This is a genomic window from Sunxiuqinia indica, from assembly GCF_009847015.1.
GTDB lineage: Bacteria > Bacteroidota > Bacteroidia > Bacteroidales > Prolixibacteraceae > Sunxiuqinia > Sunxiuqinia indica.
In genome coordinates this window covers 147982-167143 of sequence record NZ_WVEM01000006.1, presented here as the reverse complement: position 1 = coordinate 167143, position 19162 = coordinate 147982, and the positions used below count along the sequence as shown (strand labels likewise).

18 protein-coding genes are annotated in these 19162 nt (G+C 39.8%); 9 read left to right on the top strand and 9 right to left on the bottom strand.

Going from position 1 to position 19162, the window contains the following annotated elements; all coding sequences use genetic code 11:
* Positions 1-136 precede the first annotated feature (136 nt).
* From GR929_RS10880 to GR929_RS10855, 6 genes are all read right to left on the bottom strand, one after another.
* Positions 137-1045, bottom strand: coding sequence for an outer membrane beta-barrel protein (locus tag GR929_RS10880; protein WP_159519666.1), 909 nt, complete (start codon positions 1043-1045; stop codon positions 137-139).
* A gap of 131 nt (positions 1046-1176) precedes the next feature.
* Entirely contained in the window at positions 1177-2211 is a 1035-nt protein-coding gene (locus GR929_RS10875) for a hypothetical protein (RefSeq protein ID WP_159519664.1), read from the bottom strand.
* Positions 2212-2214: 3 nt separating this feature from the next.
* A complete protein-coding gene (locus GR929_RS10870) occupies positions 2215-2700 on the bottom strand; it encodes an RNA polymerase sigma factor (protein WP_159519662.1) in 486 nt (161 codons plus the stop codon).
* Between the two features lie 39 nt (positions 2701-2739).
* A complete protein-coding gene (locus tag GR929_RS10865; protein WP_159519660.1) occupies positions 2740-4377 on the bottom strand; it encodes a S41 family peptidase in 1638 nt (545 codons plus the stop codon).
* 10 nt (positions 4378-4387) lie between these two features.
* On the bottom strand, positions 4388-4813 hold the full coding sequence (locus GR929_RS10860) for a deoxycytidylate deaminase (RefSeq protein WP_159519658.1): 426 nt from the start codon (positions 4811-4813) through the stop codon (positions 4388-4390).
* 125 nt (positions 4814-4938) lie between these two features.
* On the bottom strand, positions 4939-5313 hold the full coding sequence (locus GR929_RS10855) for a response regulator (protein WP_159519656.1): 375 nt from the start codon (positions 5311-5313) through the stop codon (positions 4939-4941).
* Between the two features lie 376 nt (positions 5314-5689).
* Between GR929_RS10855 and GR929_RS10850 the strand changes: the two genes are divergently transcribed.
* The 6 genes from GR929_RS10850 to GR929_RS10825 all read left to right on the top strand — a co-directional run bounded on the left by GR929_RS10850 (position 5690) and on the right by GR929_RS10825 (position 13743).
* On the top strand, positions 5690-8905 hold the full coding sequence (locus tag GR929_RS10850) for a PAS domain S-box protein (protein ID WP_159519654.1): 3216 nt from the start codon (positions 5690-5692) through the stop codon (positions 8903-8905).
* 129 nt (positions 8906-9034) lie between these two features.
* The gene (locus GR929_RS10845) at positions 9035-9298 is read left to right on the top strand and encodes a DUF427 domain-containing protein (RefSeq protein ID WP_159519926.1); all 264 of its coding nucleotides are present in this window, start codon (positions 9035-9037) and stop codon (positions 9296-9298) included.
* A 66-nt stretch (positions 9299-9364) separates the two neighbouring features.
* A complete protein-coding gene (locus tag GR929_RS10840) occupies positions 9365-10684 on the top strand; it encodes a rhodanese-like domain-containing protein (RefSeq protein ID WP_235934269.1) in 1320 nt (439 codons plus the stop codon).
* A gap of 3 nt (positions 10685-10687) precedes the next feature.
* Entirely contained in the window at positions 10688-11650 is a 963-nt protein-coding gene (locus GR929_RS10835; RefSeq protein ID WP_159519652.1) for an L-histidine N(alpha)-methyltransferase, read from the top strand.
* Between the two features lie 10 nt (positions 11651-11660).
* Positions 11661-12518: a hypothetical protein gene (locus GR929_RS10830; RefSeq protein ID WP_159519650.1), complete on the top strand. Its 858-nt coding sequence runs from the start codon at positions 11661-11663 to the stop codon at positions 12516-12518.
* A gap of 277 nt (positions 12519-12795) precedes the next feature.
* Positions 12796-13743, top strand: a complete 948-nt coding sequence (locus GR929_RS10825) for a pyruvate, water dikinase regulatory protein (protein ID WP_159519648.1) — start codon at positions 12796-12798, stop codon at positions 13741-13743.
* On the opposite strand, the gene GR929_RS10820 is transcribed toward GR929_RS10825, so the two are convergent.
* Complete coding sequence (locus GR929_RS10820) at positions 13679-14011, bottom strand: TraR/DksA family transcriptional regulator (RefSeq protein ID WP_201300972.1); 333 nt, start codon at positions 14009-14011, stop codon at positions 13679-13681. The genes GR929_RS10825 and GR929_RS10820 overlap by 65 nt on opposite strands.
* Before the next feature lie 502 nt (positions 14012-14513).
* Here GR929_RS10820 and GR929_RS21775 point away from each other — a divergent pair.
* A complete protein-coding gene (locus tag GR929_RS21775; protein WP_201300971.1) occupies positions 14514-15977 on the top strand; it encodes an MFS transporter in 1464 nt (487 codons plus the stop codon).
* Positions 15978-16017: 40 nt separating this feature from the next.
* Positions 16018-16992, top strand: a complete 975-nt coding sequence (locus GR929_RS10810; protein ID WP_159519646.1) for an ROK family protein — start codon at positions 16018-16020, stop codon at positions 16990-16992.
* 56 nt (positions 16993-17048) lie between these two features.
* Here the strand turns inward: GR929_RS10810 and GR929_RS10805 are convergent, their stop codons facing one another.
* Positions 17049-18071 (bottom strand): NAD-dependent epimerase/dehydratase family protein, encoded by a 1023-nt coding sequence (locus GR929_RS10805; RefSeq protein ID WP_159519644.1) that lies wholly within the window; start codon positions 18069-18071, stop codon positions 17049-17051.
* 392 nt (positions 18072-18463) lie between these two features.
* Here GR929_RS10805 and GR929_RS10800 point away from each other — a divergent pair, with 392 nt between their 5' ends.
* Positions 18464-18679, top strand: coding sequence for a hypothetical protein (locus GR929_RS10800; protein ID WP_159519642.1), 216 nt, complete (start codon positions 18464-18466; stop codon positions 18677-18679).
* Here the strand turns inward: GR929_RS10800 and GR929_RS10795 are convergent.
* Positions 18676-19158 (bottom strand): pyridoxamine 5'-phosphate oxidase family protein, encoded by a 483-nt coding sequence (locus GR929_RS10795; RefSeq protein ID WP_159519640.1) that lies wholly within the window; start codon positions 19156-19158, stop codon positions 18676-18678. The genes GR929_RS10800 and GR929_RS10795 overlap by 4 nt on opposite strands.
* Positions 19159-19162: the final 4 nt, after the last annotated feature.

Below are 19162 nucleotides of genomic sequence, written 5' to 3'. Positions count from 1 at the left end.
GCTTAAACGATTCTTTTGTGCGGACGGATTTTTTACGTGCTCGATTCATGACTTATTTCCTTAAACAAAGTTAAGCATGAAAATTGAAAAAAGAAGCCTGCTGGTAGCAGGCTTATCTATTTTCTGAAAATTGTAATTAGAAGTTAACCAAGCCAATTCCGATTGAGAAGGGGAAAAGCTCCGGTCCTTTATCTTCTTTAAAGAAGGTCGACAGGCTATAAGTGGCAAATACGCTGATATCTTTTAGCCCAATCCGCCCGGCAAGTGAATACTTAAATGGATTGATGTTGAAACTTCCACGATCTTTGCTCTTGGTGTGGTCGGTTTTATACTTGGTGTGCGAGCCAATATTTAAGCCACCAATTACGCCACCCTGAATAAACAGGTAATTGCTTCGCCGGTTGACTGGAACTTGAAATTCGAGTAATAGCGGAATGGTCAGATACGAAACCGTCAGTTTTGACTTGTCAAATCCGTCAGGATCAAGGTCTTTTTTCACAATCATTCCATTCACTTTTTCTATTGTAAGCGGGTTGTCAAAGCGATAGTTGTTCATCGACCAGCCCATGCCAGTTACCAGTCCTATCCGATTTTCTTTTAAGGCAATATTATATTCTAAGAAGTTAATATTCACTTCGATCGATTTTGGCTGATTGAGCTCCATGAATTCATCGGCTCCGAGGTAATTCGTATCGTAAAAGCCATTTACGCCTAGTTCAAAACCAGCCCAGTGGCCGTCAAAATTGTTATGTTTCCAGTTGTCTTTATCCCTATCTTCATCTTCCCAAAACCGGTCACGGTGCATGTTAATGTTTGTTTGTCCCTCTCGCTCTATAATCTCAATATTCCGCTTTCCAAAACGTATGTGTGTTGTATCGTTATCGTCATTATCATCAATATAAATCCGGTCTCTAAATAATCCCACTTCAGTTCTGCCGGGTCCTTCTTTTACTTCAACTACTTTTCCTACTTTGGTGGTGTCTTGTGCAACTAGTGCCACAGCAAAAAGGAAAATTAACAGGGTTGTTGTTACTGCTCGTTTCATCGTATTCAAATTTATATGTTTTTACAAGTGATTTGGTCGACTTCCTTTTTTTTTTTGAAAGCCTTGTGAAACATGTTTGCTTTGTTCTCGCTAGTAGGACGGGCGGCTATTTGGAAAAGTTACAGCTTGAATTAATCTTTTTTTAGCGGAATTGAAAAAGCGAACAGCCGGGTATTCAAACTGATTTCGGATAATTTTCCTTTTCCATTTTTTTCGTAGTCTACCCGTTCATTACTGACATTTGAAACGGCATCTAATCCTGCGGTTAAGATATTGCCCAAACTCAATGATTCATTTTTGTCTTTATTCAATACTCTCTCTGTCAGGTATTCATCTATACTCAGGTAATCAGGTGCATTCGACTGTTGATTCTTCTTCATTTCAACCAGCGCAATTGCTTGCGGATTGTCGTGTTTAAGCTGAATACTTTTAGGTTTTAAAGTTGCAGGAACGGTTTCTCTGATGGCGATTAATTGATTTGATTGCTTGTCTACAGGAGTTGTGATGGTTGGTTGAATGACCGAAATCGGTTGAATGACTTCGCGTTCTTCTATTTGTTGCTGATTTTCAGACTCATTCAAAACAATCGGTGCTTGATTCGGAGTGACGACCTTTTCTTTTTCGAAATCCGGCTGTTGTTCTTCGGCCAACTGAACCGGTTGTTGATTTGTAGTTGAATAATTCCAAATAGCATAAACAGAAAAGGAAAGGAGCAAAACCGCTGCAACGCGACTTGCCCAAAGCAATAAAACCTTTGTGTTTGATTTTTTGTAAAGCTGTTCCTTGTCAGTAAAAACAATATTAGGATCAACTTGAAGTTTCGTTTTCAGGAATTGGTCAAAATAAAGCTCTTTTTCAGGATTGCTGGTGATTTCATGAATAAACGCTTTTTCATCTTCCACGCTCAAGTCGTTTTCCATCAGGGCAATTGCCCGATAATCAAATTCTGAAGATTCAGTCAGCGCATTTTTTTTCAGAGCTTCTTTTCTTGGTAAAACCGTCAAATCGGGCTCCAGCTTTTTAATGGCCGAAACTGCCTTTAGTTCTTCATGAAGATCAGGATTATCATGAAGAAAATCTAAAAACGCATCAACCTGATTATCCGGTAAGTTACCATCAAGATAATCTAAAAAGTAGATCTCGTAATTTGTGCGGTCAATATTCATAGTTTAAACAAGCACATCTAATTTGCCAATATAATTCTTCAAAAATACCCGGGCGCGGTAAATATACACCTTCACCTGGGATTCATTCAGAGCGGTTAATTCGCTAATCTCTTTGTAGGAATAACCTTCATAGTCGCGCAACATCAGTACCGATCGCTGATCTTCCGGTAGCAAGCGAATGGCCTGATTCAGCACTTCGCCAATATCGGAATATTGCTGATTGTGCCCTTCATCCTGCAGTTGCAGATCATCGTAACGTTTTTGACGCTGATCTTTTCGGATTACATCAATTGTTCGATGGTAAGCCGTAGAAAACAAATATGATTTTATTTTGGCTGAATCAACCGTTCGCTTATGCATCCAAAGCTTTTCGAAACTGTCCTGAACAATATCTCGTGCCTTTTCCTGGTCTTTGATATTCTTCAAAACAAATCGAAAAACTCCATCTGCATAAAGATTTACTGCTTGGTTATATTCTTCAACCGTCATACTTATTTGGGTCGTTACACCTTTATGACGGTTAAGGTTTTATTTTGTTACAGCAAGTAACTGACTAAGTTGTTTTTTTGACTGAGAAAGCTGAATTGCCCGTTGCAATGTTTCATCGATATCCTTAATAATTGGGAAGAATCCTTCCTCTCCGATAATATTGCGGGCGATGTAGGCTTTTATTTGAGTTTCAATAATTTCACCACTTTTTGCCAGGCCCTTTCGATCGGTTTCCAAGCCTTCTTTGTTGGCATACACTAAAAACTGATCCAAAATTTTAGCATCATCCAGGTAATTATCAAATTCTTTCGCTGTTTTAAGTTCATTTAATAATTCCCGGTTGTTATCGCTATACTGGTATGCGAAATGATAAACCAGTGCTTTTTGCGTGATCTTCGAATAGTAATCGGAATAGCTGGATGTATCGGCAGCCACAAAATAGTCGGGCATCACGCCACCACCACCATAAACAGTACGTCCACCTGTCGTTTCATACTTCAGGGAGTCGGCGAATTGAATGCTATCAGCTACTTGAAACTCACCATGCTCGGCTCGGTCGATAATGTCGTGGTAATAATCCAGCTGGTCGCCTTCAACATAGGGCTTTTGAATACACCGACCACTCGGCGTATAATAACGGGCAACAGTTAGCCGGAGTGCTGAACCATCGCGAAAAGGAATTTGCTCTTGCACCAGTCCTTTTCCGAAAGAACGACGACCAACAACTAATCCACGGTCATTATCCTGAATAGCTCCTGCAAAAATTTCGCTGGCCGAAGCCGAATATTCATCAATTAAAACAATGATTTCTTTGTCTAAAGCAATACCGGACTTTGTAGCATTATAGGTTTTACGGGGCTGTGAATTTCCTTCGGTATAAACAATTAGCTTTCCTTTGTCCAAAAACTCATTAACCATGTTGACAACTGCCATCAGGTAACCTCCAGGATTTCCACGTAAGTCAACAATGATTTTTTGTGCTCCTGCATTGGCCAGTTTTTCGATTGCTTCAACAAACTCATCGTGCGTTTTTTCGGCAAATCGATTTACTTTTACAAAACCGGTTACGTCATCAATCATATAACTCACGTCAATACTGTAAATTGGTATGTCGCCGCGTGTGATTTCAAAATCGATCAAGTCGGGGATTCCCCGCCGTTTGACGCCAACAGTTACTTTGGTTCCTTTTTCGCCACGAAGAACATTCAACACATCTGTATTATTGATGTTAACGCCTGCAATGACTGAATCGTTGACTGTCACAATTCGGTCGCCTGCTAAAATGCCCAATTGATAAGAGGGGCCACCGGAAACAACATCAACCACTTGCACGGTATCATTGTGAATCGAAAACTGTACACCGATTCCACCAAAATTTCCTTGCATCTCTTCATGAACTTCCTGCATGTCTTTTGCAGGAATGTAGGCCGTATGCGGATCTAAATTTTTCAGCAATTCGGGAATTGTCTTTTCAACCAACTCGTTCGTTGAGACTGAGTCAACATATGCCTCATTTATTAATTCAACAATGGTGCTTAGTTTATTGGCTCGCTGAGGAAGGAAATTTTGTGATGACGGAGCCTGTATTTTGGTCAAACTATTGCCAAGTACAATACCAATAATTACTGAAACAGCAATTAAAACCGGCATGTAAATATTTGTCTTTTTTATATTCATTGACTTTTGTTTATTCTTCCGTTACAACCTGAACGACTTCAATATCAGCTCGCTTTAGTAAATTGATGCCATCCTCCAACCGGTAACTATCGGTAAACACAACACGTTTGATTCCGGCTTGAATAATCAGCTTGGCGCATTCGAGGCAAGGAGATGACGTAACGTACATGGTGCCACCCTCGCTGCTGTTACTGGATTTTGCAACCTTTGTAATTGCATTGGCTTCGGCATGAAGTACATATGGCTTTGTCTTATTATTGTCGTCTTCACAAATATTTTCGAAGCCAGACGGCGTTCCATTATAGCCATCGGAAATGATCATTTTGTCTTTCACCAAAAGTGCACCAACCTGGCGTCGCTCGCAATACGAATTTTGAGCCCAAATAGTGGCCATCTTCAAATAACGTTGATCAAGCAAAAACTGTTTATTTTCCATCGAATGAAGTGATTAATTGGCAAAAGTAATAAATCATCAGTCTTAAGTTGCCGAATGCATTACAAAAAAACGTTCACCTCTAAAAAGAAATGAACGTTTTCATGATATATTTTTGTGCACCAGTTTTAGACGTGCATGTATTTTTCTACCGTGTTTAAAAGGTCTTTTGATTTGATGGGCTTTGCCAGATAATCGTCGCAACCGGCATCCAGCGCCTTTTCCCGATCATCAGACATGGCGAAGGCCGTTTGCGCTACAATTGGCAAGTCGGGGCGTTTTGCTTTCATCACTTTAGTTGCTTCATAGCCATTCATTTCGGGCATTTGAAGATCCATCAACACTAAATCAATTTCTTCCTTATTAAAGATTTCAATTGCTTCTTTCCCATTTTTAGCCCAATAAATTTTCGCCTTAATTTTGCTTAAAACAGCACTCAGGTATAAAAAATTGGATTCAACGTCTTCTGCAATAAGTATTTTAGGGTTATCTATTATTGTCATGGTTGTATCGTTATTCTTGTTTGTTATAACCAAAGATATCGAAAGATTTATTCAAATGCCATAGTTTATCTTATTTTTTAAATCAGTAAGTAGAATTAAGTGTCAATCTTATTACTTTTAAATACAAACGGAAAACTAGTTTTAATTTCTTTGAATCAACTGTTAATAACAGAACCCGGGAGGTAACCTGAAACTCATTTAATGCTCACTGAAAACTCTCCTGTTGGCTAATTTAAAATCTGGATATTTGCAGTAAAAGTATATACTATCTTATGAAGTTCAAAAAAAAACCACCAACGAGTGCTCTTCTCTTCAAGTTATTTATTTACTTTTAATGGCAGCAGCAGAAATTAAAAATAGTTAATCTGGCAATTGCATGGAATCGGAAAATAGCGGGACGACGGCAAAGGAGCAAATTAATATCAGCGAGTTTTTCGAAATCGCAGAGCTACAAAAGCTACAAGACTTATTTGCAGAGGTGCACCAGATTGCCTCGATAATAACTTATCCTGATGGGACTCCGATTACACAAGCTTCTAATTTTTCCAGCTTATGTTCGGATGTGATCCGGCAAACAGAAAAAGGAGCTCGTAATTGTTTTCGATCAGATTCTGTTATTGGACACTACAATGCCGATGGACCAACTGTTCGGAGATGCTTGAGTGCCGGATTATGGGACGCCGGAGTGAGTGTAAAAGTTGGGGGTAAACATATTGCAAACTGGTTAATTGGGCAAGTTAAAGGAGACGATTTTGAAGAAGACAACATTGCCAGTTATGCCGATGAAATCGGGGTTGATCGAGGAAGGTTCATTCGTGCTTATCGTGAAGTTACTGTTATGAGTGAGTCCAAATTCCGGAAAATTGCGGAACTACTCTACGTCTATGTAAATCAACTGACAGAAAAGATTCATACCAAACAACTATTAGCTCAGGCAAATCATGAATTTGAACAGATTACCAAAAGCCTGCCTGATATTATCTGGATGGGAGAATGGAATACTGATACCGGCGAGGTAGTGCATTCGTATATTTCAGATGTTGCCGACGAGCTTCTGGTACTTCCCCAAGGTACAATAAACAATAGTTTCGATACGTATTTCTCATATGTTCTGCCAGAATATATGGAAAATGTAAATGTCGTTATTTCAAAAGCATTACAAAATCAGGAGAAAGAATATTCAATTGTTTATGAGATAAAAAAAGGTACTGGGGAAATTTCATGGTTCGAAACAATAGGGAAGGGTTATAAACACGGAAGCGCAGTAAGAATTGTTGGTGTTACGAAGGACATTACCGAAAGCAAAAAGATAAAACAACAATTAAAAGAAAACGAAGAACGATACCGGGAGCTAGCTGAGCATCTTCCATCGGGAGTTGCGGTGTATCGACCGATAGACGATGGCAACGATTTTGTTTTTGTCGATTTTAATTCATCAGCTGAAAAAATAACAAGTACCTCGAAAGACAGTATTATTGGCAAAAAGCTTTCTGAACGATTCCCCAACATGGAAGAGTCACCTTTATTTATTGCAATCAGAAAAGTATACGAAACAGGCGAAGAAGCTCATCTTGATCCTATTTATTATTCAGGTAGTGTGGAGGGCAGGTGGCGCGAAAACTCAATTTATAAGTTACCAAGCGGCGAAATAGTAGCTATTTTTAAAGATGTGACTGCTCTTAAAAACGCGCAGGACAAACTGAAACGAAAGAACAAGAAATTAAAAGAAGCAAAAAAATTAGCCAAGCAAAATGCTCATCGTTTTAAGGCATTGCATGATGCATCATTTGGGGGAATAGCCATTCACGATAAAGGCGTTATTCTGGATTGTAATTTCGGACTTTCAAAACTTTCGGGCTATTCGCATGAAGAATTGGTTGGCATGAACGGTTTATTGCTAATTGCTGAGGAAGCCCGGGAGTTAGTCATGAATAATATTATTGGAGGGTATGAAGAATCATATGAGGTAATCGCTGTTAAAAAGAATGGTGAACGATACCCGGTGAGATTAGAAGGAAGAATGATTCATTACAAAAGCAAAAAAGTAAGAGTTGTTGAATTCAGGGATATAACAGAGCAAAAAAGGCTTGAAAAGGAACAAATAAGAAGAGAAAAGCTACTAAATGAAACAGGGCGAATAGCGAAAATTGGAGGTTGGGAACTTGATCTTGCAACCATGAAACCCTATTACTCAACTGAAGCTAAGCGGATCTATGGATTGCCTGTTGATGATGAACCTCCGAAAGGAATTGAGGGTTTGAAAAATTATCCATTAAAAACACAAAAGACAATTAAACAAGTCTTAAAACAAGCAGTAGATACCGGTAAGCCCTTCGATTTGGAAACTCCTTTTATTAGCGAAAAAGGTGAAGAAAAATGGGTTCGGACAATTGGGCTGGCGGAGAAAGAAGATGGAAAGGTTGTCCGACTGTATGGAACAATACAGGATATTACTGATCGAATTAAACAAGAACAGCGAAACTTGAGACTCAGCGAAGCTATTGAACAGAGCCCTGTAGGCATAGTCGTAACAGACCTGAAAGGAAGGATTGAATATGTGAATTCGGCGTTTCAAAAGGTTAGCGGGTATACTCAAGAAGAAGTAATCGGGGAAAAAACGAACATGTTATCATCGGGCTGTCACGATTCTCAATTTTACAAGAATTTGTGGAATACCTTATTATCAGGTAAGAGTTGGCAAGGTGAGTTTTGTGATAAAAAGAAGAATGGAGATTTGTATTGGGAAAGTGCACGCATTTCTCCTATAAAAGACAAAAATGGAAAAACACTCAACTATCTGGCAATAAAAGAAGATATTACAGCGACTAAACAAATGATTAGTGATTTAAAAGAATCGAAAGAAAAGGCTGAGCAATCTGATCGACTGAAGTCGGCATTCCTGGCCAATATGAGTCATGAAATCAGAACTCCAATGAATAGTATCCTTGGCTTTATCGAGCTGATACAAATGCCCGACTTAAATGATGATGATAGAGCTGAATTTTCGAAGGTTATTAATGAAAGTGGTGAACGACTTCTGGATACGATAAATGATCTAATCGAATATTCTAAGATTGAAGCAGGAGACATTCCTCTTGTTATTGAAGAATTTAGGCTCGCTGGAGTTTTTGAATTTCAATTTAATTTTTTTGAACTAATTGCGAGAAAAAAAGGCTTGGATATTTCTCTGAGTATTTCGGAGGACCTGCAAAGCACAAGAGTAAAAACAGATAGAAATAAACTGAATTCGATTCTAACAAACCTCATAAACAATGCCATTAAGTTTACCAACCAGGGAAAGGTAAGTTTTGGTTTTGAACTGGAGCAAAATCAGGTAAAATGCTATGTGTCTGATACAGGAAATGGCATTCCGGAAGAGAAGATTGACGCGATTTTTGAGCGCTTTATACAGGCCGATTTGAATCTGACAAGAAAATACGAAGGATCCGGACTAGGGCTGGCAATTTGCAAGGGATATCTGGATAAGATGGGTGGAACTATCTGGGTAGAATCAGAGGTCGGGAAAGGAAGTACGTTTTACTTCACGGTTAACTATGACAAAGAAATTAATCGTGTTAGTTGCACTGACTAGGTGGAGCATCTCCTCAGTTAAACAAACAGTCTGTCAATTCTCACATAGCTAGATTGGTCCATCCTTGTCGCGCTATGAAGCTACTGACGACTATGATTGTGAGTTGACATCAACAAATAGTGCAATGAGATCAACCTGAAACGGAAAGCAATCGCTGAAAGTCAGGACATCGTCAATGTGGAAGGAAACAGGCATTTCCCATTGGAATCATTAAACAAAGAATATTTAAAAGATAGTGACACTCAGACGGCTTGCTACTGGAACGGAACCACATCTTACGATGACCGGGTAATTGATGGTAAGGAAAATCACGATGCGGAGCCCTTCGGCATAGCAAACAGCATCAAAAGGTGTGTCGCACTTTGGAAAGGTGTACAAGTGATCAGTGATTAAGGTCAAATAAACATATAAACCAACTCAAATACATTTTGTTGTTTGTTATAAACGAAAGCAATCTAAATGAGTAATAAATCTATGTTTACTGAAATATCGACAGATGAGTTGGTGGCTTTATTGTCATCTCCCAAAGCAAAATTTATTGACATCCGTCCGGTTGATGCCTATAACGGTTGGCCGCTTCAAAATGAACCGCGAGGTGGTCACATCAAAGGTGCAAAAACTCTGCCTGCTAAGTGGGGTAATTATATTGATTGGATTGAAATAGTCCGGTCGAAAGGAATTTTACCCGAACATGAAATTGTGTTGTATGGCTATTCCAAAGATAAAATGGAAGAGATCGCAACCCGCTTTCAAAAGTCTGGGTACAATCAAATTAAAATTTACAATCATTTTCAGGATGAGTGGTCGCCAAACACTGAATTACCGATGGATTTTCTTCCACGTTTCGAAAATTTAGTGCCCGCCAGTTTTGTAAACAAAATCATTTCAGGCGAAAGACCATTGGAGTACGAAGGGAAAAAAGTGGTCATTGTTCATGCTCATTATCGCAACCGTGATGCTTATTTGAGTGGTCACATTCCGGGGGCGATCGATATGGATACACTTGCCCTTGAAGCCACGGAAACCTGGAATCGCCGATCACCGGAAGAATTGGAGCAAGCGTTGCTTAAGCATGGAATAACGTCAGACACACTGGTTATTTCCTACGGGAAATTCATGTTTCCCGATAATGATGATGAATTTCCGGGGAGCGCAGCCGGCGACATCGGAGCCATCCGCAATGCCTTCATCATGATGTATGCAGGCGTGAAAGATGTTCGGGTGTTAAATGGTGGATTTCAATCCTGGGAAGATGCGGCATACGAAATCGCCACTGATGATGTTCCCAAAACTCCGGTTGAAAATTTCGGGGTAAATATTCCTGTAAAGTCTGAACTTGCTGTTGACACTCCTGAAGCGAAAGAAATGCTAGCCTCTTCAACGGCCGATTTGGTTTGCGTTAGAAGTTGGCCCGAGTATATTGGCGAAGTAAGCGGTTACAATTATATCGAAAAAAAGGGCCGTATTCCCGGAGCTATTTTTGGCAACTGCGGTTCCGATGCCTATCACATGGAAAACTATCGCCACGTGGATCATACAACTCGCGAATTTCATGAAGTAGCGAAGATTTGGGAACAGGTTGGCATTACCCCGGATAAACATCTGGCCTTTTATTGTGGTACCGGATGGCGCGGTAGCGAAGCTTGGTTTAATGCCTGGCTGATGGGCTGGCCTCGTGTTTCGGTATTCGACGGTGGTTGGTTCGAATGGAGCAATGATCCGGAGAATCCGTATGAAACAGGAATACCTGAAAACAGCAATGCTGAAATTTATTCTTAATCCATGGAACAACAGACACTTATTTCCGAAATTGGTACTGACACGCTAAACGGCCTTTCTGCAAGTCCGAAATACCTTCTGTCAAAATATTTTTACGATGATCAGGGAAGTTCCATTTTTCAGGACATTATGCAAATGCCGGAATATTACCTCACTGATTGTGAATTTGAAATTTTCTCAACGCACAGAAAGCAAATTACCAATGCGTTTAAAGATGGTGTTCAAGGATTTGATTTGATCGAATTAGGATCTGGCGATGGATTGAAAACAAAAGTCCTGTTACAATTCCTCATGGAAAGTTCGGTTAGCTTTCGTTACATTCCGATAGACATCAGCCACAAAGCCAATGTGGAACTGGTAAACAGCTTGAAAAAAGAACTTCCGTTGTTGAATGTCAGCGCCCAAACCGGCGACTATTTTCAGGAAGTGAAAAAGTTAAATGGCCACTCCGGCTTACGCAAGGTTATTTTATTTTTAGGTTCAAACATTGGAAATTTTTCTGAAGAGGAGATTGATCTCTTTTTCAGTCAACTCTCCGGTCTCTGTCATCAGGGAGACCGGGTACTCATCGGTTTCGATCTGAAAAAATCACCCGATGTGATTATGAACGCATACAATGATTCCCACGGACACACCGAAAAATTCAACCTCAACCATTTGCTACGGCTGAATAAAGAACTCAATGCCAATTTCAATCCAGCCAATTTTGAGCATCATACCGAATACAATCCGGAAACAGGAAAAGTGAAAAGTTACTTGGTCTCCAAAACGAAACAAACAGTGTCGGTTGGCGACCTGGATACAGATTTTCATTTCAATCCATGGGAGACTATTTTCATGGAACTTTCTCAAAAATTCGATTACCAGGGTATTGAAACGCTGGCTCAGAATCATGGATTTAAAGTGGTAGAAAATTTTACCGATAATCGGAATTACTTTGTGGACTCACTTTGGCAAAAAATTTAAGCTCGAAATTATGGAACAAACAGACAGTTGGCAAAAGCTATCCATCTCCTTTAATGATGATTTAAAAAAGAACCTCCATCGGCAACACATTGCAGTTCAATTTATCGCCTTGGTTGGCCGATATCTCATTCCCGAGAAGCCCGACAAAAGTAATATTAACATGCAGTATGTTCCCCAAAAGCAAATTTTTCTGGGAAGTCAATTGCCTCGTGGAATGTTCGTTGGCCTGCAACTACACCAATTAAAACTCCAGGTTCTGGATGAGAATTTATCACTGCTCAGTGAAATTTCACTGGTAGGGAGATCATTTGAAACTTCATTCTTTGAACTAAAAACTGAACTTCAAAAACTGGGAGTAGACGTTAGCGAGTTAAAAACGAAACAGCCCTACGAACTCGATATGGATTTGCTGAAAGATGGTTTCTGTAGTCATGCTCATTTGGCTGAAATGGTTGACGAAAGCATCCGATATCGGCATAATGCAGAGCTGATCATGAAAGAATTTGCCGCTACCTTTTCAATTGTTGAACCGGTGCGTATCTGGCCTCATCATTTTGATACCGGTACTTTTGCCACGCTGGCACAAAATGAAAAGGGAGAAGCTTCGAAAACCATCGGGCTTGGCTGGGCTATTCCCGACGGTATGGTTGATGAGCCCTATTTCTACCTAAGTTTTTCGTCTGAAAAATCGAATAACCTTACGGACGGATTAAAAGAATTACCCAATGGAAAATGGATGACTCCCGATTGGAATGGCGCCGTTTTACCGTTGAGTGAAACCCTTAGTCAGCCAACTGCGAATGAACAATACGTTGGAGTCAAGTCCTTTTTTGAAAATGGTATTGATCAGCTTCTAAAGCGTATTTAACTCGATGCCTACTAAGCCCTAGAAAACCGATCCGGTTGTTAGGATTCGCAAAACCATCAATTGTTTAGTGGAAAAGGATGGAATCAACCAGGCGACAAGTTCATTGATCATGTCCATCTCGTATCAGGAAACAAGATGGGAAAGTATAATGAATTGCTTGCAAAGTGATAATGAGTTTTTGATTCTTCTCTCTCCTTTTATGTTTTAAAACTTTCTGGCTCTTTTTATAGAAGTTTTATTTTATCTTATTGGAAACAAAGTATAAAGTGTAAAGAACGTGGAAGAACGAGAAAAAAAGGAAAAAACAAAACCCATTTATGTCGTGTCGGGAGGGAAAGGATTAGCCGGAAACAACATGGTTCAGTCAATTCTGATTCAATATCCGAACAACGATGTTCCGGTTATTATTGTTCCTAATGTGTCGGACGAAAAAAAGTTGAAGGAGATTGTATCTAAGGCAAAAAAGAACGGAGGTTTGATTACCCATACGATGGTTAATTCCGACTTAAGAAAGAGCCTGATCAGACAAGCAAAGGAAGAGGGTGTCAAGCAGATTGATTTTATGGGTGAGCTGGCCGATTATCTGGATAGCACATTGGGCATTCCTTCGTTGAAATCACCCGGCCTTTTTCGCGAGATTAACCAGCGGTACTTCGATCGTATTGATGCGATTGAGTTTACGTTGAATCAGGATGATGGAATGAGTCCGGAGCGCTTAAACAAGGCTGAAATTATTTTGTGCGGAGTCTCGCGATCGGGGAAAACACCGTTGAGTGTGTACCTGTCGATGTATGGATGGAAAGTAGCAAACGTTCCTCTGGTGAATGGAATTAAGCCACCCCGGGAGTTATTTGAGGTTGATCCGAAAAGGGTATTTGGTTTACATATTAGCCCGCAACACCTGATTGCCCACCGAATAAAGCGATTAAAAAGTTTACCGCGTCATGACAGCTCAAAATACACCGACGAAAAGTTGGTAAAAAACGAAATTCGGAACGCTTCATTTGTATTCAAAAAGGGTGGTTTTACGGTCATTCACGTATCAAGCAAACCGGTTGAATCCAGCGCTAATGAAATCCTGAATATTATGAATGAACGTTTTGAATACGGTGGACGAAAAATTACATCTCCCTATCAGGATGCGGCGAATCCGGTTGGACTTAATGAGAACATTGAACACAATACAAACTTTGAGGCATCATCAGAAGACGACCCAAAGGAATAGCTTGTTTGCAGCGGGCACACAGTCCGAAATTCTCTTCGTCAACTTTTGTTAATACATTGTTGAGTTTGAAGAGTTTTTCTTCTGCTTTCCGCAAAGCCGCTTCTGCAACACTTTTATTGTTGATGGCATCCATTCTGGAAATTCGACCGATCGCATTCTCAGGAGTAATGGGTTGGGTGTTTTCTTTGTAGTCAATAATGTATTGGCGGGTTTTTTCAATTTCCCTCAGAATTCTGACTCGAATTTCTTCTTTGTTCAATTTATCCATTTGATTTTTTTATCTCTTGCAATTTATCCAAATTTGACTACTTCTCAAACCACGATTAACGATGCAAATAATTTTTATGCAGTGGTGTGTTGCATGTGCAACACGCTGATAGCCTGTCGGATTTGCTCTTGCGTCAATAGTCGCAATATTAAAATCCATTGAAACAACATGATTGAATGTTGAGAAATAGTTTTACAACATGTTTGGATTGAACCTAAATTAGGAGAAACAGGATATCCTGATCCGGAAAAACAATTTAAATTTTTAAATTTGCTCTGCCTAAATCACAGAGCATTGGGATGCTTTTTAAATAAACCTAAAATAATACATGATGGAACCGATTAATAAACTGCGTTTTAGCACAACTTATTTTTATGCTATTGTTTATAATTCCGGATTTTCTGGTTCTTTTAAGTCTAAATTCTCCCATAGCTCCGTTAATAAACAGAAATTACCTTAAATAATAATAAATAATTTAAAACTATCCTTAATTAACTTAATTATGCAAGAGAGTAAGAAGAATTATGTAGTGCCAATTTTTATGATGATTTTACTTTTTGGTATGATCTCATTTGTTACCAACTTGGCAGCACCGATGGGTATCGTACTGAAAAATCAGTTCAATGTTTCTAATAGTTTGGGAATGCTTGGAAATCTGGCAAACTTTATCGCCTATGCTGTTATGGGTATTCCCGGTGGTATTTTACTTCAAAAAGTCGGATATAAGAAAACGGCACTTATTGCTGTCGCGGTTGGGTTCGTAGGGGTCGGCATTCAATACTTGTCAGGACACGCTGAAAGTTTTGCCGTGTATTTACTCGGTGCCTTCATTGCGGGATTCTCCATGTGTTTGTTAAACATTGTAGTAAACCCGATGCTAAATAAACTTGGAGGAGAAGGTAACAAGGGAAACCAGCTTATCCAGGTGGGTGGTTCTTTCAACTCAGTTATGGCCACATTTACCCCGGTATTTGTAGGTATTCTTATTGGTGAAGCAACAAAGGCTTCTATTCCCGATGTATATCCGATCCTGTACATTGCCATGGCTGTTTTTGCTCTGGTATTTTTTATTCTTCGATTAACACGAATTCCTGAACCACATGCCGACCAACCTAAAGAGGCACTGGGCGGACTTATGTCCGGAGCTTTAAAATTCCGCCATTTTGTTTTGGGAGCCATTGGTATTTTTGTATATGTAGGTATTGAGGTTGGAACTCCAGGGATTGCCAACTTATACATGACAACTCCTACTGAAGAACAGGCTGAAACAATTATTGCTGAATATGAGAAACAGCAATCCGATGCAGCTTATCTTGAAGAAATCACAGCTCTTGATGTTAAAAATGCCAGCGTTGACGGATATCGGATGCAAGTTGTCAGTGAAATAGCTTACGAAAGTTCAAACAGAATTATTGACGGTAGAGATACGCCGGGATTAGGAATTGGAGCTGGAATCGCCGGCGGAATTGTCGGATTTTACTGGCTGTTGATGTTGGTTGGTCGTTTGACTGGTGCTGCAGTTGGAAGCACTGTTTCCAGTAGAAAGATGTTAGGTTTTACTTCATTTCTTGGAATCGTTTTGATTGTGTTGGCAATTTTCTGGCCGGAGGGAACAATGATCTCAATGCCGGCATTTCAATCAGGAACCGCGGGTTTGAGTTTTGGCCTTGTTCCTGTTCCAATTAAATTCTTATTCATAGCCTTGGTCGGACTTTGCACCTCAATCATGTGGGGAAGTATCTTTAACCTTGCGGTTGAAGGACTCGGTAAATATTTAGCTGCTGCTTCAGGAATTTTTATGGTGCTCGTAGCTGGTGGAGGTATTCTTCCCGCAATTCAAGGATGGTTGGCTGATGTGGCTGATTATCAGGCGAGCTACTGGTTGATTGTGGTTTGTTTCGGATATCTGTTATTTTATGCAGTTATTGGAAGCAAAAACATTAATACAGATATTCCGGTTGAGTAAGTAGTTGCTGGAGATAATAAAAATTTAAAATTATAATGAGATGAAAAAAGTAACAATAGGTGTTGATATTGGTGGAACAAATACGGCAATTGGTGTGGTTGACAATAAGGGTCAGGTTATGGTTAAAGACTCAATTTTAACACCATCGCACGGAGATATTGATAAATATATCAATGAGTTAACGATTGCGATTCAAGAGTTGATTAAGTCGGTGAAACTGATGAATGACGATATCGAAATTTTAGGAATTGGTATCGGTGCTCCAAATGGTAATTATTACAACGGGACGATTGAATATGCTCCAAATCTTTCTTTTAAAGGAGTTGTTCATTTTGTTGAACTTATGCGTAAAAGTTTCCCCGAAATGAAAGCTTTAGCGCTGACTAATGATGCGAACGCAGCAGCTATCGGCGAAATGATTTATGGTGGAGCCAAAGGCATGAAAAACTTTGTCATGTACACACTTGGAACCGGAGTGGGAAGTGGCGTGGTTGTTAATGGCGACTTGGTTTACGGACATGATGGTTTCGCAGGAGAGTGCGGACACACAACCTTAATACCGGGCGGTCGTTTGTGCGGTTGTACTGCAAAGGGGCATTTGGAAGCCTATTGTTCTGCACCAGGCATGAAGCGTACGGCTTTTGAGATTATGGCTCGCGACAATGCCACAGATAGCTTGTTGGCTGATAAATCGTTTAATGAGTTGAATTCTAAAATGATTTTTGATGCTGCAGAGAAAGGAGATAAGGTTGCCTTAGAGGTTTTTGAGCAAACCGGAAAATGGTTGGGACAAGGACTGGCGGATACCGTTCATCACTTGAGTCCTGAAGCTATTTTCTTATTCGGTGGCCCAACTGCAGCTGGTGATTACATTTTTAAACCAGCAAAAGCCAGCCTGGAGGAACATTTATTGCCAATCTTTAATGGTAAGATTAAAGTTTTACCTTCAGAATTAAGACTCGGAGACGCCGCAATTGTTGGTGCCAGTGCTTTGGTTTGGAAGGAAGTCGAATAGTAAGATTGATCAAATCGATATATAAAAAAACGGGTGCTTAACTAAGCACCCGTTTTTTATATAATATCTTTCTGAAAAAGATGTGCAATGTCAGCAATGGTCGTATCCAGATCGCGGTAATGAAAATCAATTGTTTCTTGAATTTTATTCCCGTTGTAACGGTTGATCCGGTTAGATCCGGATATCGCTTCTTTTGTAATTTGCGGGCGTTTTCCCGAGAAAAAACTGGCTACCCGCGCAGCACGCCAGGCAACTTGTAAAATCATATCGGAAGCAAAAGTTCTTGGGCGGGGCTTTTGCAAACTGTCAGCTATTTTATTGAAAAAATTCTGATAACTCATATTGCCGGCATTCAGGATGAAACGTTGGTTTTTAGTCCTGTTAAAATTGCTGTCGTCCATGAGCTGAACCATTGCTGCAGCAACATCACGAACATCAACAAATCCGGTTTCTCCTTTGGTGTAATATTTTAATCCTTTCCCAATTGCTTGAAAAAGCTTGGGGCTGCCAATATCCCAGTTTCCCGGACCGAGAATTATCGATGGGTTCACAATTACAGCGTCAAGTCCTTCTTCGATGCCGCGCCAAACCTCCATCTCTGAAAAAAACTTGCTCAGGCTATAGCCCGATTTTTGTTTCGACGGTATCCAATAGGTTTCTTCGTTTATTTCGCTACCATCCTGCGTTCTTCCTAAGGCTGCAATAGAGCTGATATGGCCAAACTTTCTAACCTTATTGTGAATGGCTGCATTAATCAGGTTAGCGGTTCCTTTTACGTTATTATTGAGCATACTGTCGCGGTCGTTGGCATGAAAAGATACGATAGCTGCACAATGATAGACTTCAGTAGCTCCAACAAGTAAATTTTCCAGACTGTGGTAATCCAGAATGTCTCCTTCGACCCACTCAATTTGGCTAAATAGTTCTTCGGACTGATCGCTGTAGTACGAAAAAACTTTCTTCACCCATTTAACATTGCTGGTCGGGCGTTTTAAAACGCGCACCTTTTTTCCTGAACTCAGCAGGTTAAACAGCAAATGTGATCCAACCAATCCGGTGCCTCCTGTCACAAAAATCATAGCGTAATTTTGCCTAAAGATAAAACATTAAAGAATCTGTGAAAATTGATGATATTGTAGAATGGTGATTATTTTCTAATTTTAGAATATGAATGACGAAAAAAGTATATTTTTTGAAACCAAAGAAGATTCTAATCGGCGGAGAATGAGAGAATCGCAGATGCGAAGTTCTCACGAGCGGTTTATTTTTTTTCTTCACTTGTGCTGCGAAATGCATTTGTTTGATATAAAAGAAGTTCACCCAAATCATTTAAAAAATAACTTTATCATCGAATGAACTTACTACAGAATTACCCTCAAAGAATAATTGATTTCATTAAAGAATCTCTATCAGTAAATTTCCTGATCTCGTAAAACAGGGGGTCCAAAATATCTCAATCAAAATAAGCCCTTTGATTGAAATTGAATTGATAACCAATTTCAGTCCCGGGAAAACGTTTAAAGAAGCTTTTGCCGACAGCGAGAAAGTTGATAAGGATGATTTAACTTATCAAGTACTGTCGTTTGATGATCTAATCAAAAGTAAGATCAACACCGGAAGGGCAAAGGATAAGCTAGACGTTGAGGAATTACATCGAATGAGACTCCAAAAAGGAGATAACTCTTAGGAGTTCCAGGGAGTTACTGCTTTGGCTCCAAAAACCTTTCCTTTAATGTCTTTAATATGCACTTTCATAATGCCGACATTGACAACCGCGGGCTTACTAAACTTAAATTCGCGGTCGCTGTATTGAGCCATTACAACCTTGAGCAGTCGGTATTTTTCATCGTAATCGTCAACAATTTCAATTTCTCCTTCAACAACCACCGATTTTGATTTAACACGATAGCTGCATCCAACACTCACGTCTTGCCAGGCAAGTTCTTCGCCCAATGTCCAGTTAATGCAGATGTTCGGATTTTTTTTTATCGTCTCCCACATGCGGCCTTCCTGTGCCGAATGCAAGATGATGGTGTCATTCTCCAAGGCGAAATTCATCGGCAATACATACGGGTGGTCATTATCAGACATGGCAACAAAACAGGTTTTGCACGCTCTTATTACTTCGTCGATCTCTTCTCGATTTTCAATAAACAGGGTTCTCATATCT

Coding starts and splice junctions, on each gene's coding strand:
- GR929_RS10880 (WP_159519666.1), bottom strand. CDS start 1,045: ATGAAACGAGCAGTAACAACAACCCTGTTAATTTTCCTTTTTGCTGTG.
- GR929_RS10875 (WP_159519664.1), bottom strand. CDS start 2,211: ATGAATATTGACCGCACAAATTACGAGATCTACTTTTTAGATTATCTT.
- GR929_RS10870 (WP_159519662.1), bottom strand. CDS start 2,700: ATGACGGTTGAAGAATATAACCAAGCAGTAAATCTTTATGCAGATGGA.
- GR929_RS10865 (WP_159519660.1), bottom strand. CDS start 4,377: ATGAATATAAAAAAGACAAATATTTACATGCCGGTTTTAATTGCTGTT.
- GR929_RS10860 (WP_159519658.1), bottom strand. CDS start 4,813: ATGGAAAATAAACAGTTTTTGCTTGATCAACGTTATTTGAAGATGGCC.
- GR929_RS10855 (WP_159519656.1), bottom strand. CDS start 5,313: ATGACAATAATAGATAACCCTAAAATACTTATTGCAGAAGACGTTGAA.
- GR929_RS10850 (WP_159519654.1), top strand. CDS start 5,690: ATGGAATCGGAAAATAGCGGGACGACGGCAAAGGAGCAAATTAATATC.
- GR929_RS10840 (WP_235934269.1), top strand. CDS start 9,365: ATGAGTAATAAATCTATGTTTACTGAAATATCGACAGATGAGTTGGTG.
- GR929_RS10835 (WP_159519652.1), top strand. CDS start 10,688: ATGGAACAACAGACACTTATTTCCGAAATTGGTACTGACACGCTAAAC.
- GR929_RS10830 (WP_159519650.1), top strand. CDS start 11,661: ATGGAACAAACAGACAGTTGGCAAAAGCTATCCATCTCCTTTAATGAT.
- GR929_RS10820 (WP_201300972.1), bottom strand. CDS start 14,011: ATGGATAAATTGAACAAAGAAGAAATTCGAGTCAGAATTCTGAGGGAA.
- GR929_RS21775 (WP_201300971.1), top strand. CDS start 14,514: ATGCAAGAGAGTAAGAAGAATTATGTAGTGCCAATTTTTATGATGATT.
- GR929_RS10810 (WP_159519646.1), top strand. CDS start 16,018: ATGAAAAAAGTAACAATAGGTGTTGATATTGGTGGAACAAATACGGCA.
- GR929_RS10805 (WP_159519644.1), bottom strand. CDS start 18,071: ATGATTTTTGTGACAGGAGGCACCGGATTGGTTGGATCACATTTGCTG.
- GR929_RS10795 (WP_159519640.1), bottom strand. CDS start 19,158: ATGAGAACCCTGTTTATTGAAAATCGAGAAGAGATCGACGAAGTAATA.